This window comes from Methylobacterium sp. Leaf111 (assembly GCF_001423285.1).
In the GTDB taxonomy this organism is placed as follows: domain Bacteria; phylum Pseudomonadota; class Alphaproteobacteria; order Rhizobiales; family Beijerinckiaceae; genus Methylobacterium.
In genome coordinates, this window is sequence record NZ_LMNE01000008.1 from 1 (window position 1) to 14,483 (window position 14,483).

At 70.9% G+C, this 14,483-nt stretch carries 15 protein-coding genes and 2 pseudogenes; 8 read left to right on the forward strand and 9 right to left on the reverse strand.

Translation table 11 applies throughout. The features are described 5' to 3' along the window. A pseudogene (locus ASF41_RS23595) lies at nucleotides 1-708 on the forward strand (methyl-accepting chemotaxis protein); the annotation flags it as partial. A 72-nt stretch (nucleotides 709-780) separates the two neighbouring features. Here the strand turns inward: ASF41_RS23595 and ureG are convergent. From ureG to ASF41_RS07815, 6 genes are read right to left on the reverse strand one after another with little or no spacing between them, the layout of a single operon-like run. Further along, on the reverse strand, nucleotides 781-1,410 hold the full coding sequence (ureG, locus tag ASF41_RS07790; protein ID WP_056216663.1) for an urease accessory protein UreG: 630 nt from the start codon (nucleotides 1,408-1,410) through the stop codon (nucleotides 781-783). Between the two features lie 23 nt (nucleotides 1,411-1,433). Next, the gene (locus ASF41_RS07795) at nucleotides 1,434-2,108 is read right to left on the reverse strand and encodes an urease accessory protein UreF (protein WP_056216666.1); all 675 of its coding nucleotides are present in this window, start codon (nucleotides 2,106-2,108) and stop codon (nucleotides 1,434-1,436) included. Beyond that, on the reverse strand, nucleotides 2,101-2,610 hold the full coding sequence (locus ASF41_RS07800; protein WP_056216668.1) for an urease accessory protein UreE: 510 nt from the start codon (nucleotides 2,608-2,610) through the stop codon (nucleotides 2,101-2,103). Before ASF41_RS07800 ends, ASF41_RS07795 begins: the two co-directional genes overlap by 8 nt. 49 nt (nucleotides 2,611-2,659) lie before the next feature. After that, nucleotides 2,660-3,142 (reverse strand): DUF29 domain-containing protein, encoded by a 483-nt coding sequence (locus tag ASF41_RS07805; RefSeq protein WP_056492145.1) that lies wholly within the window; start codon nucleotides 3,140-3,142, stop codon nucleotides 2,660-2,662. 53 nt (nucleotides 3,143-3,195) lie between these two features. After that, nucleotides 3,196-4,923: an urease subunit alpha gene (ureC, locus tag ASF41_RS07810; protein WP_056216672.1), complete on the reverse strand. Its 1,728-nt coding sequence runs from the start codon at nucleotides 4,921-4,923 to the stop codon at nucleotides 3,196-3,198. Between the two features lie 4 nt (nucleotides 4,924-4,927). Continuing rightward, entirely contained in the window at nucleotides 4,928-5,548 is a 621-nt protein-coding gene (locus ASF41_RS07815; protein ID WP_056216674.1) for an urease subunit gamma, read from the reverse strand. Nucleotides 5,549-5,756: 208 nt separating this feature from the next. Here ASF41_RS07815 and puuE point away from each other — a divergent pair. The 7 genes and pseudogenes from puuE to ASF41_RS07850 form a co-directional block, all read left to right on the forward strand. Next, nucleotides 5,757-6,647: pseudogene (gene puuE, locus ASF41_RS07820) on the forward strand (allantoinase PuuE); the annotation flags it as partial. Nucleotides 6,648-6,737: 90 nt separating this feature from the next. After that, nucleotides 6,738-7,403, forward strand: a complete 666-nt coding sequence (gene rutR, locus ASF41_RS07825; protein WP_056216678.1) for an HTH-type transcriptional regulator RutR — start codon at nucleotides 6,738-6,740, stop codon at nucleotides 7,401-7,403. Between the two features lie 253 nt (nucleotides 7,404-7,656). Then, complete coding sequence (rutA, locus tag ASF41_RS07830; RefSeq protein WP_056492148.1) at nucleotides 7,657-8,790, forward strand: pyrimidine utilization protein A; 1,134 nt, start codon at nucleotides 7,657-7,659, stop codon at nucleotides 8,788-8,790. Next, complete coding sequence (rutB, locus tag ASF41_RS07835) at nucleotides 8,790-9,542, forward strand: pyrimidine utilization protein B (protein ID WP_056216682.1); 753 nt, start codon at nucleotides 8,790-8,792, stop codon at nucleotides 9,540-9,542. Before rutA ends, rutB begins: the two co-directional genes overlap by 1 nt. A 126-nt stretch (nucleotides 9,543-9,668) precedes the next feature. After that, nucleotides 9,669-10,058 (forward strand): pyrimidine utilization protein C, encoded by a 390-nt coding sequence (rutC, locus tag ASF41_RS07840; RefSeq protein ID WP_056216684.1) that lies wholly within the window; start codon nucleotides 9,669-9,671, stop codon nucleotides 10,056-10,058. A gap of 6 nt (nucleotides 10,059-10,064) precedes the next feature. After that, the gene (gene rutD / locus ASF41_RS07845) at nucleotides 10,065-10,844 is read left to right on the forward strand and encodes a pyrimidine utilization protein D (protein ID WP_056492151.1); all 780 of its coding nucleotides are present in this window, start codon (nucleotides 10,065-10,067) and stop codon (nucleotides 10,842-10,844) included. A gap of 95 nt (nucleotides 10,845-10,939) precedes the next feature. Continuing rightward, complete coding sequence (locus ASF41_RS07850) at nucleotides 10,940-11,419, forward strand: flavin reductase (RefSeq protein ID WP_056379327.1); 480 nt, start codon at nucleotides 10,940-10,942, stop codon at nucleotides 11,417-11,419. A gap of 168 nt (nucleotides 11,420-11,587) precedes the next feature. Here ASF41_RS07850 and ASF41_RS07855 read toward each other — a convergent pair whose 3' ends face one another. The 3 genes from ASF41_RS07855 to ASF41_RS07865 all read right to left on the reverse strand — a co-directional run bounded on the left by ASF41_RS07855 (nucleotide 11,588) and on the right by ASF41_RS07865 (nucleotide 14,468). Continuing rightward, a complete protein-coding gene (locus ASF41_RS07855) occupies nucleotides 11,588-11,839 on the reverse strand; it encodes a hypothetical protein (protein WP_056492154.1) in 252 nt (83 codons plus the stop codon). A gap of 378 nt (nucleotides 11,840-12,217) precedes the next feature. Next, complete coding sequence (pucL, locus tag ASF41_RS07860) at nucleotides 12,218-13,060, reverse strand: factor-independent urate hydroxylase (RefSeq protein WP_056270220.1); 843 nt, start codon at nucleotides 13,058-13,060, stop codon at nucleotides 12,218-12,220. Nucleotides 13,061-13,094: 34 nt separating this feature from the next. Continuing rightward, nucleotides 13,095-14,468, reverse strand: coding sequence for a nucleobase:cation symporter-2 family protein (locus tag ASF41_RS07865; RefSeq protein WP_082504166.1), 1,374 nt, complete (start codon nucleotides 14,466-14,468; stop codon nucleotides 13,095-13,097). Nucleotides 14,469-14,483: the final 15 nt, after the last annotated feature.

The window sequence follows — 14,483 nt, forward strand, 5'->3', positions numbered from 1 at the left end:
GGAGACGGTCCTGGCGCGGGCGGGGGCGGAGGCGCAGCGCCAGGCGGCGATGCGGGCGATGGCCGACAGCTTCGAAGGGGCGGTGGGCGGCATCATCGRCATGGTGACGAGTTCGGCCACCGAGCTGCAGGCCACCGCCCAGAGCATGGCCGGCACCGCCACCCAGACCGCCAACCAGTCCAGCAGCGTGGCCGCGGCCGCCGACGAGGCCGCCGCCAACGTCAACACCGTGGCGGCCGCGGCCGAGGAACTCGGCTCCTCGGTGCAGGAGATCGGCCGCCAGGTCGGCAGCTCGGCCGCCATGGCCCAGACCGCCGTGGCGGAGGCCGCTCAGACCGCCACCTTCGTGCAGACCCTGAACACGGCCGTGGCGCGCATCGGCGACGTGGTCACGATGATCACCTCGATCGCCGGGCAGCCATCGACGGGATCGCGGCGCGCATCCGCGAGATCAGCGGTGTCGCCACCTCGATCTCGGCGGCGGTGGAGGAGCAGGGGGCGGCCACCCAGGAGATCGTGCGCAACGTGGCGCAGGCGGCGATGGGGACGGGGGCGGTGACGGCCAACATCGCGGGCGTGGCGGGCGCGGCCGAGGAGACCGGCGCGGCCGCCGCCCAGGTGCTGGGCGCCTCCTCCGAGCTCTCGCGCCAGTCCGAGCACCTCAGCGCCGAGGTCCAGCGCTTCCTGGCCACCGTGCGCGCCGCCTGAGCGGCGACGCGAACGATCGGATGAAAAAGGGCCCGGAGCGATCCGGGCCCTTCTCGGTGTCCGGCTCAGCAGCTAGCTCAGGCCGCCCGCCTCCACCACGAAGCGCGCGATGGCGTCCGCCCCGTGGCCGTCGCGGAGCGACGAGAACACGTAGGGCCGGGCGCCGCGCATGCGCTTGGTGTCGGATTCCATGATGCCGAGATCGGCGCCCACCAGGGGCGCGAGGTCGGTCTTGTTGACGATGAGGAGGTCCGAGCGGGTGATGCCGGGGCCGCCCTTGCGGGGGATCTTCTCGCCGCCCGCCACGTCGATGACGTAGAGGGTCAGGTCGGCGAGCTCCGGCGAGAAGGTGGCCGCAAGGTTGTCGCCGCCGGACTCGATCAGGATGAGGTCGAGCTTCGGGAAGCGCCGGCGCATCTCCGCCACCGCCGCGAGGTTGATCGAGGCGTCCTCGCGGATCGCCGTGTGCGGGCACCCCCCCGTCTCGACGCCCATGATCCGCTCCTCCGGCAGGGCGCCGGCCACGGTGAGGAGGCGGGCATCCTCCTTCGTATAGATGTCGTTGGTGATCGCGCAGATCTCGTAGGTATCGCGAAAACGCTTGCAGAGCTGCTCCATCAGGGCGGTCTTGCCGGAGCCGACGGGGCCACCGATGCCGACGCGGAGCGGGCCGTTGAGAGCGGAGCCGTTGGCGGAGTTCATGACACGATCCTCAAGAGGGGGCCTCAGGAGCGGAAGATCCGGGAATACTGGGTCTCGTGCCGGAACGAGCCGAGGTCGAGGTTCAGGGTGGCGCTGCCGAGATCGTCGAGCGAGAGGGCCGGAATCGTGGCGGCGAGCGCCGTCACCCGCGGCGTCAAGGCGGCGATGATCCGGGTGCCCGCGCTCTGGCCGATGGGCGCGCAGCGCAGGGCCGCCGAGACGAGGTTCTGCAGGAAGGCGAGGCCGAAGCCGGCGAGCACCGGGACCAACGCCATGCGGTGGGCCCCGGCCGCGAGCCCGACGGCCACCGGGTAGGCGACCGCACCGGTCAGGCCCGCGGCGAGCCGGTCGAGGCCGGGCGTGCCCCAGGCCGCCACGGTGGCGTCGAGGAAACTGCGGCCCTGCTGGCTCGTCTCGAGGTGCAGCTCTCGCGATGGGGCGAGGGCCAGGGCGAGGTCGTTGACCTCGCTGAGCCCGGCGGCGTCGTCCGCGCGCGCCGCCGCATGGGCGTGCGCCGCCAGGATCAGGTCGTTGCGGCCCGAGCCGTGTTCGAGCACGTCGGCGAGCCAGGCCGTCAGCGAGGCCTCGTCGCCGACCTCACCGCTCTCCACCGCGCCCTCGAGCCCGTGCGAGTAGGCATAGGCCCCCACCGGGTAGCCCGGCGACAGCCACGCCATCAGGCGCAGGGCCTCAATCATGGTCGTGCGGATGGTCGTGGTGATGGCCGTCGTGGTGATGGGAGTGGCCGTGATGGGGGTGGACTGCGCCCGCGCCCGCATAGGCGCCGCCCTCCGGCCGGAACGGGCGTTCCACCGGCTCGGCGCTGCCGCCTAAGCCCCGCACCATCTCGGCGAGCACGTGGTCGAAACCGATATAGACGGCGTCGGCGCCGATCTCGGCGGGGATGTGCCGGTTGCCGATGTGCCAGATCAGGCGCTTGAGGGCGTGGTCGTCGGGGGCCCGGATCTCCAGCAGCGGCTCCGGCGCGGCCTCGACCCAGACCAGCCGGCCGTCCTGCAGCACCAGGGCGTCGCCGTCGTCGAGCACGGTGGGCTCCGGCAGGTCGAGCAGGAAGCGCAGCCCGCCCGCGCTGCGCATCGCCACGCGCCGGCGGTGCCGGTCGCCGTGGTCGAGGACGATGCGGTCGACGATCTCGCCGGCGAGCGCGTCGCGACGCAGGACTTTCGTGGCGCGGATCATGGGGCGTGGGACGATGCGGTGCGGGGGATCACGGGAGCGGCGGGTTTCATCAGGTGAAGCGGGGCTCGATGGGGCCGGGATAGAAGTCATCGTCCAGGATCTGCGCCAGGGTGTAGGGGCACGGCGACGGAAAGGTCTGTTCCGCCAGCCCGGTCTCGCTCGCCGCGCGGACGCGCCCGAGCTGATAGGCCTTGGTCAGGACCGTCTCCGGCCAAGCCCGGAGACTCGGGCTGACCTCGAGGAGCCCCTCGATCTGAAGGCGCTGTTCGACGATCGAGGCACGCCAGCCGTATTTCCGCTGTTCCGGTTGAAGCTCCCACTTCAGCAGGTGCTGCAACAGCACGGCGAGCCGATTCCGGATCTCGGATTTCTGCGATCCGCCCAAGCTCTCGATCTCCTCGGCGATGTGGTGCCAGTCGATGTCCTGCCGTCGCCCCGCCCGCAGCAGGGCGGCCTGATCCTGCGTCCACAGATAGAGGTCAGTCTCGTAGAGTTCGTGCCCCTGGGATGGGCTGAGGGCAGCCTTGGACATGGAAAGCTCCGCGGGCGTCGGCCGCATCCTACCGCAAAACGGAACGCATCGCCTCAAAACAGGAAGTACCGCTGCGCCATCGGCAGGACGTCGGCGGGCTCGCAGACCAGCAATTCGCCGTCGGCGCGGACGTCGTAGGTCTCGGGGTCGACCTCGATGTCGGGGGTGGCGTCGTTGAGGATCATGCTCTTCTTCGAGATGCCGCCGCGCACGTTCTCGACGGCGACGAGGCGCTTCTGCACGCCGAGGCGGTCGCCGAGCCCGTCCTCGATCGCCGCCTTCGACACGAAGGTCAGGGCGGTGGCGAAGGGCACCCGGCCGTAAGCCCCGAACATCGGTCTGTAATGTACCGGCTGCGGCGTCGGGATCGAGGCGTTGGGGTCGCCCATCGGGGCGGTGGCGATGGCGCCGCCCTTGATGACGAGATCGGGCTTCACCCCGAAGAAAGCCGGATTCCACAGGACGAGGTCGGCGAGCTTGCCCGGCTCCACCGAGCCGATATGGGCCGAGACGCCGTGCGCGATGGCGGGGTTGATGGTGTACTTCGCCACGTAGCGGCGGGCGCGCAGGTTGTCGTTGCCGGAGGTGTCCCCGGGCAGGGCGCCGCGCTGGCGCTTCATCTTGTCGGCCGTCTGCCAGGTGCGGATGACGACCTCGCCGACCCGGCCCATGGCCTGGCTGTCCGACGACATCATCGAGAGGGCGCCGATGTCGTGCAGGATGTCCTCGGCCGCGATGGTCTCGCGGCGGATGCGGCTCTCCGCGAAGGCCAGATCCTCGGGGATCGCCGGGTCGAGGTGATGGCACACCATCAGCATGTCGAGATGCTCGTCGATGGTGTTTTTCGTATAGGGGCGCGTCGGATTGGTGGAGGAGGGCAGCACGTTGGCGAGCCCCGCCACCTTGATGATGTCCGGTGCGTGGCCGCCGCCCGCCCCCTCGGTGTGGAAGGCGTGGATGGTCCGCCCCGCGAAGGCCCGGATCGTGTCCTCGACGAAGCCGGATTCGTTGAGGGTGTCGGAGTGGATCATCACCTGCACGTCGTGGAGGTCGGCGACCGTGAGGCAGGTGTCGATGGCCGCGGGGGTGGTGCCCCAGTCCTCGTGGAGCTTGAGGGCGCAGGCGCCGGCGCGGATCATCTCCACCAGGCTCTCGGGCCGGGCGGCGTTGCCCTTGCCCGCGAAGGCGAGGTTCATCGGGAAGGCATCCGCCGCCTCGATCATCCGGGCGAGGTGCCAGGGGCCGGGGGTGCAGGTGGTGGCGAAGGTGCCGTGCGCCGGCCCGGTGCCGCCGCCGAGCATCGTGGTGATGCCCGAGCACAGGGCCTCGTCGATCTGCTGCGGGCAGATGTAGTGGATGTGACTGTCGAACCCGCCGGCCGTGAGGATCTTGCCTTCTCCGGCGATCACTTCGGTGCCGGGGCCGACCACGATGTCCACGCCGGGCTGGATGTCCGGGTTGCCGGCCTTGCCGAGCCTGGCAATCCGGCCCTTCACGAGGCCGACGTCGCACTTCACCACGCCCCAATGGTCGAGGACCACCGCGTTGGTGATGACGGTGTCGACGGCGCCGTCCTGGTTGGTGACCTGGGATTGCCCCATGCCGTCGCGGATGACCTTGCCGCCGCCGAACTTCACCTCCTCGCCGTAGGTGGTGTGGTCCCGCTCCACCTCGATCACCAGCGACGTGTCGGCGAGGCGGATGCGGTCGCCGGTGGTGGGGCCGAACATGTCGGCATAGGCGGCCCGGGGCAGGGCGGCGCGGGGGGGCATGTTGGCCATGGCGTCAGAGTGCTCCCATCACGTCGCCGCGGAAGCCGTACACGGTGCGGCCTCCACCGAGCGGCACCAGCACCACCTCCCGGGTCACGCCGGGCTCGAAGCGCACCGCCGTGCCGGGGGCGATGTCGAGGCGCTGGCCGCGCGCCGCCGCGCGGTCGAAGGTCAGGCCGGGATTGACCTCGTAGAAGTGGTAATGCGAGCCGACCTGGATCGGCCGGTCGCCGACGTTGGACACCGTCACGACCGTGCGGGGCAGATCGGCGTTGAAGACGATCTCGCCGGGCTGCGTGGTCACGGTGCCGGGCACCTCCGCCGAGGCCGCGCCCCGGATCGGGTGGTGCACGGTGACGAGCTTGGTCCCGTCCGGGAAGGTCGCCTCGACCTGGATGTCGTGGATCATCTCGGGGATGCCGTCCATGCACTGCTCGGCGGTGAGCACGTGCCCGCCGGCCTGCATCAGCTCCGAGACCGAGCGCCCGTCCCGGGCGCCCTCGACCACGAAGTCGCTGATCAGCGCCACCGCCTCCGGGTAGTTCAGCTTCACGCCGCGGCCGAGCCGGTTGCGGGCCACCTGCGCGGCCATGGCGAGGAGGAGCTTGTCCTTTTCGCGTGGGGTCAGGAGCACGGGGACCTCGGAGGTTGGGCGCGGACGTCTCGGGCCCGGGAAGGCAAGGACCGTGCGCGGCGGAGCCGCGCGCCGGGAACGCGGCGCGCATGGATGCATCCCTGGGCAGCGAGCGCAAGCGGGCCGCGGCCCGCCCTCCGGTTGACAGGATGCGGGTCCCCGGCCGAACAGCGGGGGCGATCCTTCTCTCCGTCCCGAGGGCCGGCCGTTGACCTATCCCCGCGACCTCGTCGGCTACGGCCGCACCCCGCCGCACCCGCATTGGCCCGACGGCGCGCGCATCGCGGTGCAGATCGTGCTGAACTACGAGGAGGGGGGCGAGAACTGCATCCTGCACGGGGATGCGGCCTCCGAGGCCTTCCTGTCGGAGATCGTCGGGGCGCAGCCCTGGCCGGGCCAGCGCCACATGAGCCTGGAATCCCTGTTCGAGTACGGCTCGCGGGCCGGGTTCTGGCGCCTCTGGCGGCTGTTCCAATCGCGAAAAATTCCCGTCACCGCCTTCGCGGTCGCCACCGCGCTCGCCCGCCACCCGGACGTCGCCGCGGCGATGCGGGAGGCCGACTGGGAGATCGCCTGCCACGGCCTCAAGTGGATCGACTACCGCGACTTCACCCGCGCCGAGGAGAAGGCGCACATGGAGGAGGCGATCCGCATCCACACCGAGATCACGGGCGCCCGCCCGCGCGGCTGGTACACCGGGCGCTCCTCGCCCCACACCCTCGACCTCGGGATCGAGGCCGGGATGACCTATCTGGCCGATTCCTACGCCGACGACCTGCCGTACTGGATCGACGAGCCCAGCGGCCGGGGCCTGGTGGTGCCCTACACGCTGGACGCCAACGACATGAAATGCGCGGCGATCCAGGGCTTCAACACGGGCGACCACCTCTTCACCTACCTGCGCGACACCTTCGACGCGCTCTACGCCGAGGGGGCGGAGGCACCCAAGATGATGTCGGTGGGCCTGCATTGCCGGCTCGTCGGCCGGCCCGGGCGGATCGGCGCCCTGGTCCGCTTCCTCGACCACATCGCCGCCCACGACCGGGTCTGGATCGCCCGGCGCATCGACATCGCCGAGCACTGGATGCGGACGCACCCGCCCGCCTGAGGGCGGCGCGCCGCAATAGCGCGGGACATGCCGGCTCGCCCCCCTTGCCAGGCGCCGCCGCCGCGGGCTTCGATGCGGGCCATGACAGAGACCAGCCCGGACGCCGCCGTCGCCCCCCCGCCCGCGCGCCGGCGCCGCAAGGACGGCGAGGCGCGCCGCGTGATGATCCTCGATGCGGGGCTCGCCCTGTTTTCGAGCGTCGGGCTGCACGGCGCCAGCGTCGAGGGCATCGCCGAGCGGGCCGGCCTCTCGAAGACCAACCTGCTCTACTACTTCCCCTCCAAGGAGGCGCTCTACGTTGCGGTCCTGCGCCGGGTGCTCGCGGTCTGGCTCGATCCGCTCCAGGCCTTCGACGCCGACAGCGAGCCGGCCGAGGCCTTCCGGCACTACATCCGCGCCAAGCTGACCCTGTCGCGCGACGCGCCCCAGGCCTCGCGCCTGTTCTGCCTGGAGATCGTGCAGGGGGCGCCGCTGCTGCGGCCGGAGCTGGAAGGCCCCTTGCGCGACCTCGTCGAGGCCAAGGCCACCGTCATCCGGAGCTGGAGCGCGCAGGGACGGATCGGCCCGCACGACCCCCATCACCTGATCTTCTCGATCTGGGCGATCACCCAGCACTATGCCGACTTCGCCGTGCAGGTGGATGCCGTCACCGGGCGAAGCCTCGACGATCCGGCCTTCTTCGAAGCGGTCGTCGGCAGCACGCAGGAGCTGATCCTGGCCGGCCTCGGCCTGAATCCGAGACCGTAGGGGGCGGAATCCGCCGCCGATCTGGGCAAGAAGCGCTCAACCGCTGGGCAAACCGAAGAGACTTTATGCAACCGCCGGAAAAACGCCGAATGGAGTTTGACCATTTGGTCTGAATAGAGTTGGATCGTCGGTGCCGGGGGTGATTCCAGTCTCCCGTCCGGTCCCGACAGGCCCTCGTCTTGCTTTGTCCAGTCCGTGCCTGTTGCGAAGTCTTGTCCTTCAGCCGGGTCCTGCCCGTGCGAGCGAGGTTGCCATGAACGTCGGCGTCTTCATACCGATCGGAAACAACGGCTGGCTCCTGTCGGAGAACGCGCCGCAGTACAAGCCGAGCTTCGAGCTGAACAAGCAGATCGTGCTCAAGGCCGAGGGCTACGGCCTCGACTTCGCGCTGTCGATGATCAAGCTGCGGGGCTTCGGCGGCAAGACCGAGTTCTGGGACCACAACCTCGAATCCTTCACCCTGATGGCGGGCCTGGCGGCCGTCACCAGCCGGATCAAGCTGTTCGCCACGGCCGCCACCCTGTGCATGCCCCCCGCCATCACGGCCCGCATGGCCGCGACCATCGACTCGATCTCGAACGGGCGCTTCGGCCTCAACCTCGTCACCGGCTGGCAGCGGCCGGAATACGCGCAGATGGGCCTGTGGCCCGGGGACGAATACTTCTCCCGCCGGTACGAGTACCTCTCGGAATACGCACAGGTGCTGCGCGACCTGTGGGAGACGGGGGTCTGCGACCGCAAGGGCGAATTCTTCCAGATGGACGATTGCCGCCTGAGCCCGCGCCCGCAGGCCGCGATGAAGATCATCTGCGCCGGCCAGTCCAGCGCCGGCATGGCGTTCACGGCGAGGTACGCCGACTACAATTTCTGCTTCGGCAAGGGCGTGAACACGCCCACGGCCTTCGCCCCCACGGTGGCGCGGCTGGAGGAGGCCAAGGCCACGATGGGGATGGCCGCCACCGGCCGCGACGTCTCCTCCTACGTGCTGTTCATGGTCATCGCCGACGAGACCGACGAGGCCGCCCGCGCCACCTGGGAGCACTACAAGGCCGGCGCCGACCAGGAGGCCATCGCCTGGCTCGGGGTCCAGGGGGCCGCCGACACCAAGTCCGGCACCGACACCAACGTGCGCCAGATGGCGGACCCGACCTCCGCGGTGAACATCAACATGGGCACGCTGGTCGGCTCCTACGCCGAGGTGGCGCGGATGCTCGACGAGGTCGCCACCGTGCCGGGCACCGAGGGCGTGCTCCTGGTGTTCGACGACTTCCTCAAGGGGCTCGACGCCTACGGCACCCGCATCCAGCCCCTGATGAAGAGCCGCGCCCACATCGCGGACGACGCCCCCGCCGCAGGGGACGCCGAGACCATGGTCAAGGTGGCGTGATGGACCAGAGCGCAAGACCGGCCGGCTACACCGACGCAGAGGGGCGCCAGGGCGGCATCACCCTGGCGGCCCGGCCCGAACCCATCGCCTTCGACGGATCCGCCACCGCGCTCATCGTCGTCGACATGCAGAACGCCTACACCAGCCCGGGCGGCTACCTCGATCTCGCCGGCTTCGACGTCTCGGGCACCGGACCGGTGGTGGCGCAGATCGCACGCGCGGTGACGGCGGCGCGGTCCGCCGGGATCCGGATCGTCTGGTTCCAGAACGGCTGGGACCCGGACTACGTCGAGGCCGGCGGACCGGGTTCGCCGAACTGGCACAAGTCCAACGCCCTCAAGACCATGCGGGCCCAGCCGGGCATGAACGAACGCCTGCTGGCCAAGGGAACCTGGGACTACGCCCTGGTCGACGCCCTCCGGCCCGAGCCCGGCGACATCGTACTGGGCAAGCCGCGCTACAGCGGCTTCTACAACACCCAGCTCGACAGCCTGCTGCGCGCGGCCGGCATCCGCACCCTGGTCTTCACCGGCATCGCCACCAACGTCTGCGTGGAATCGACCCTGCGCGACGGCTTCTTCCTCGAATATTTCGGCATCGTGCTGGCCGACGCCACCCACCAGGCCGGCCCGCCGGCCCTGCAGGCGGGGGCGCTCGCCAACATCGAGACCTTCTTCGGCTGGGTCTCGGACGTCGCCGCCTTCGAAGCGGCCGTCGCACCGGACCTCGATCGCACGGAGGCCGCCGCATAGGGCCGCCGGCGCGAAGCCGGAACCCGTGCCGGACCGCGTTCCCCCTCCCCATGCGGGCAGGAAGACACGTCGGCGCCTCCTGCGCGGAGTCGCCCCGATTCAGATATCCCCGAGGAGCCCCCGAAGATGCCCAAGACCGCGATCATCCCGCCCGGCACCGGCAAGCCGCTGGCCCCCTACGTTCCCGGCACCCTGGCGGACGGCGTCCTCTACGTCTCGGGCACGCTGCCCCTCGATGCCGAGGCCAACGTCGTGCACGTGGGCGACGCCGCCGCCCAGACCCGGCACGTGCTGGAGACGATCAAGGGCGTGGTCGCCGCCGCCGGGGGCAGCATGGACGACGTCACCTTCAACCACGTCTTCCTTAAGGACTGGGCCGACTACGCTGCCATCAACGGGGTCTATGCCGAGTATTTCCCCGGCGAGAAGCCGGCGCGCTACTGCATCCAGTGCGGCCTGGTAAAGCCCGACGCCCTGGTGGAGATCGCCTCGGTGGCGCATGTGGGCGGGGCCTGAGGCGGCATGGCCGGATCGCTCCACCATGCCGTCCACGGCATCGGCGACCGCACGGTCCTGCTCTCGCCGGGCCTCGGCGGCTCGGCCGCCTACTTCGCGCCGCAGATGGCGGCGCTGACCCAGCGGTTCCGCGTCATCACCTACGACCATCGCGGCACCGGCCGCTCGGGCGGGAGCCTGGAGCCCGGCCACGACATCGCCGCCATGGCCCGGGACGCCCTCGCGGTGATGGAAGCCTGCGGGGTCGAACGCTGCGACGTCGTCGGCCACGCCCTCGGCGGCCTGATCGGCCTCGAACTCGCCCGGACCGCCCCGGAGCGCGTCGGTCGCCTCGCCGTGGTCAACGGCTGGGCCCGGGCGGATTCCGCCACGAAGCGCTGCTTTGCTGCCCGGAAGGTGCTGTTGGCCGAGAGCCCCGAGGCCTATGTCCGCGCCCAGGCGATCTTCCTCTACCCGGCGGAATGGCTGTCCCGGAACGCGGCCCGGGTGGCCGAGGACGAGGCGCACGCCCTGGCGCAGTTCCCCGGGCGCGAGACCGTCCTGGCCCGGATCGCCGCCCTCGAGGCCTTCGACCTGACGGCGGATCTCCCGCACATCCCGCACGAGACCCTGGTGATGGCGGCGGACGACGACGTCCTGGTGCCCTATCTGTGTTCGGAAGACCTTGCGCGCGGCCTGCCGAACGCGCAGCTCGACCGGGTCCCCAGCGGCGGCCACGCGCACAGCGTCACCCGCGCCGACGCCTTCAACCGGACGCTCGTGGCGTTCCTCGACCGACAGGAGTGATCACCGTGAGCCAGACGAGGCCGAGCGACGCGGCGCACCCATCATCCGTCGAGGCCGACACCCTTCCCGTCGAGGCCGACGCCTTCCGCGGCGCCATGGCGCGCGTGGCCGGCGCGGTCCATCTCGTCACCACCGACGGGCCGGGCGGCCGGGCCGGTTTCACCGCCTCGGCGGTGTGCAGCGTGAGCGACGGGCCGCCGACGCTGCTGGTCTGCATCAACCGGTCGTCCTCGGCCTACGCGGCCGTGAGCGCCAACGACGTGCTCTGCGTCAACACCCTGGCGGCGGAGCAATCCGAGATCGCGGCGGCCTTCGGCGGGCGCACCCCGATGGAGACGCGCTTCGCCGCGGCCACCTGGACCACCCTGGTGACCGGAGCGCCGGCCCTCCCCGGGGCGCTCTCCGCCTTCGATTGCCGCATCGTCGGGCGTCACGCGGTCGGCACCCACGACGTGCTCTATTGCGAGGTGGTGGGCCTGGCCGAACCCGGCGACGGGCACGGCCTCGTCTACGCCGATCGACGCTATCACACCGTGCCGCTCGGCGTCGTGGCCCCGCGCGAAGCGGCGGCCTGAACGCCATCCGCCCCGGACCCCTCCGGAAACGGGGGCTCCCGGAACGACGACGGCCGGCGCCCCCGCCTGGGAACACCGGCCGTCGTCGGGATCGGACCGCGCAGGCTTGCCCGCGAGATCGCGTGCCGCTCGGCATCCCGAAGGCGGCGGGCGGATCGGACCCGGGACTTACCAGCGGTCGGTGCGGGGGGCGCGCACCGAACCGGTGGTGAGGTCATCGGTGAGGTGCCGCTGCGCGACGGGCTGGCCATGGCTCCGGCGCAACGCGTTCAGGTTGTGGGCGGCGGCACGCCCTTCGAGACCAGCGGGCGCCACGGCCGCCGGGATGCCGGCAGGCGCGGTGTAGCTCTGGGCGAGGGCTCCGGACGCGGACAGGCCCAGGGCGATGGCGAGGGCGGCGGTGAGGTGACGATGGCGCATGGCAGGGATCCTTGATCGGAACACGTCTCGCAAAGACGCGAGGGGGTGTGTTCGAGTTCCTGCAATCTGTGCGCGTATGCCACCAAAAACAACACGGACTGCTCGATGCGCGTGCATCAAGGATGAGCAAAGCGGCATGCGGTCCGGCGCCTATCCCCCGACGGAAGCAACGGAAAGCTTCGGAATCGTCAGTGATTTCTATGCCTTGGGCGGAGACCGCCCGTCTTTTCGGCAACGCAGCTGCCTTGGCACGATTCTGGACGCCGTGTGCAGATCGGCACGCCGACGGCCGGATTTTCGGGATGCGGGTTGTGGCGCGCCGGCCCGCCCGGAGGCGGAATCGCCGTGATCCGATCCGTCCGGGACCGCGTCGCGGCGTCAGGCGCCGCGCGTGAGGGTGGCCTCGATCTGGCCGTGCGGCTCGTCGGTGGGCAGGAAGACCTGGCCCCCGTGGGCGATGCCGAAGGGCGCGAGGTTCATCGGGAGGTAGTGCTTGTTGGGCATCGCGAAGTGGATCTCGGCGATGTCCGGCCGGGCCGCCAGCACCGCCTCGCCCATGCGGTACATGCTGTCCTGCACGCCGGCGCTGTAGGTGGTGGCGAAGACCGTGATCAGCGTGTCGAGCACCGTCGCGTTGGTCGCCACCGGGTCGGTGGGCGGCGCGGTCCAGGTCCAGGTCGCGTCCATGCTGGTGGCGCAGATGCGGTCGTGGGTGTCGGGCAGGGTCCGGAAGGCGTCGTCGACGAAATCGGCCCAGCCGGATTCGGTGGTCTTCATCAGGGTGTAGCCGCGCAGGCCCGATTGCAGCACCGCGCCGGTCCGGTCGGCGACGAGGCGGACGAAGGGCGCGCCGTTGCCGTCGAGGGTGAAGGTGTGGGCGTGCGGCACCCCGTCGACGGTCCGGCGCAGCCAGCGGGTCTCCAGGGCCTCGATGGTGACGGCGGCGACCTGCGCGTAGCGTTCCAGGAACAGGGCGGCGACGTGGCCGACGAAGGCCTCGGTCTCGGCCTCGACGTATTGGGCGGCCGTGACGTTGACGATGTTCTTGATGCTGTCGGTGGCGATCACCTGCCGGTTGTCGCCCGCCGTCCAGGCCGCGCCGAAATCGCCCTCCAGCAGCACCGTCAGGGTGAGTTCGCGCACCGCGTGGCGGGCGCTCTCCCGGGCGAGCCGGAGCACCCGCACCCGACCCTTGCCGTAGCGTGCCTTCGTCAGGGCCATGATGGGTCTCCTCCGGTGATGGGACGCGCGGGTCTCACGCCTCGGCGGCGTGGGCGAGGCGGGCCGCCGCGGCCCGGGCGTCCGCCCGACTGCCGAGCCCGTTGAAGAACAGGTTCAGGCTCACGGCCGACAGGGCGGCGAGGAGGATGCCGGATTCCAGCAGCGGATGCAGCACGTCGGGCATCTGCTTGAAGAAGGCGGGCGCCACCAGGGGGATCAGGCCGAAGCCCACCGACACCGCGACGACGAACAGGTTGTTGCGGTTGGCGGCGAAATCCACCGCCCCGAGGATGCGGGTGCCGGTGGCCGCCACCATGCCGAACATGACGAGCCCGGCCCCGCCGAGGATGCAGGGCGGCACGGCCTCCACCAGGGCGGCGAGCTTCGGGATCAGGCCGAGGACCAGCATCACCACGCCGCCGATCACCGCGACCCAGCGCGAGCGCACGCCGGTGACGCCGACGAGGCCGATGTTCTGCGAGAACGCGGTGTACGGGAAGGTGTTGAAGACCCCGCCCAGCACGGTGCCGAGGCCATCGGCGCGCAGGCCCCGGATCAGGCGCGCCGCGTCCACGGTCTCGCCGGTGATCTCGGCGAGCGCCAGGAACATGCCGGTGGATTCGATCATCACCACCACCATGACGAGGCACAGGGTGAGGCTGGCGACGAGGTCGAAGGTCGGCGCCCCGAAGGCGAAGGGCCGCACCACGTCGAACCACGGCGCCGTGGCCACCCGCGACAGGTCGACGAGGCCGAAGGCTCCCGCCGCCGCCATGCCGACCACGATGCCGATCAGCACGGAGGCCGAGGCGACGAAGCCGCGGGCGTACCGGGTCAGGCCCAGGATGACGAGGAGGACGAACAGCGCGAGGCCGAGATAGAGCAGGGCCCCGTAGCGCGGGTTGCCGAGGCCGCCGGCGGCCCAGTTCACGCCCACCCGCATCAGCGAGATGCCGATGACGAGGATCACCGTGCCGGTCACCACCGGCGGGAACAGGGGCAGGAGACGCCCCACCAGGGGCGCGGCGAGGAGCGCGAACAGGCCCGCGACGATGACGGCGCCGTAGATGCCCGCGAGCCCGAGGGCCGGGTTGGTGCCCAGGGCGATCATCGGCGTCACCGCCGCGAAGGTCACGCCCATCATCACCGGCATGCGGATGCCGATGCCGGGCAGGCCCCAGCTCTGGATCAGGGTGGCGAGGCCGCAGGCGAACAGGTCGGCGCTCACCAGCATCGCCACCTGCTCGGGCGGCAGCCCGAGGGCGCGCCCGACGATGAGCGGCACCGCCACGGCCCCGGCATACATCACCAGGACGTGCTGGAGGGCGAGCAGGCCGAGCGCCACCGGAGGAACCCGGGTGGCCGGGACGATCCGGGCCGGGCTGGTCTGAGCAGAACCGTGATCCACGCGTCGGTCCCCCGT

Excerpts from the sequence above, each read along its gene's own strand:
- ureG (WP_056216663.1), bottom strand. The coding sequence starts at position 1,410 with ATGAACTCCGCCAACGGCTCCGCTCTCAACGGCCCGCTCCGCGTCGGC.
- ASF41_RS07795 (WP_056216666.1), bottom strand. The coding sequence starts at position 2,108 with ATGATTGAGGCCCTGCGCCTGATGGCGTGGCTGTCGCCGGGCTACCCG.
- ASF41_RS07800 (WP_056216668.1), bottom strand. The coding sequence starts at position 2,610 with ATGATCCGCGCCACGAAAGTCCTGCGTCGCGACGCGCTCGCCGGCGAG.
- ASF41_RS07805 (WP_056492145.1), bottom strand. The coding sequence starts at position 3,142 with ATGTCCAAGGCTGCCCTCAGCCCATCCCAGGGGCACGAACTCTACGAG.
- ureC (WP_056216672.1), bottom strand. The coding sequence starts at position 4,923 with ATGGCCAACATGCCCCCCCGCGCCGCCCTGCCCCGGGCCGCCTATGCC.
- rutR (WP_056216678.1), top strand. The coding sequence starts at position 6,738 with ATGACAGAGACCAGCCCGGACGCCGCCGTCGCCCCCCCGCCCGCGCGC.
- rutA (WP_056492148.1), top strand. The coding sequence starts at position 7,657 with ATGAACGTCGGCGTCTTCATACCGATCGGAAACAACGGCTGGCTCCTG.
- rutB (WP_056216682.1), top strand. The coding sequence starts at position 8,790 with ATGGACCAGAGCGCAAGACCGGCCGGCTACACCGACGCAGAGGGGCGC.
- rutC (WP_056216684.1), top strand. The coding sequence starts at position 9,669 with ATGCCCAAGACCGCGATCATCCCGCCCGGCACCGGCAAGCCGCTGGCC.
- rutD (WP_056492151.1), top strand. The coding sequence starts at position 10,065 with ATGGCCGGATCGCTCCACCATGCCGTCCACGGCATCGGCGACCGCACG.
- ASF41_RS07850 (WP_056379327.1), top strand. The coding sequence starts at position 10,940 with ATGGCGCGCGTGGCCGGCGCGGTCCATCTCGTCACCACCGACGGGCCG.
- ASF41_RS07855 (WP_056492154.1), bottom strand. The coding sequence starts at position 11,839 with ATGCGCCATCGTCACCTCACCGCCGCCCTCGCCATCGCCCTGGGCCTG.
- pucL (WP_056270220.1), bottom strand. The coding sequence starts at position 13,060 with ATGGCCCTGACGAAGGCACGCTACGGCAAGGGTCGGGTGCGGGTGCTC.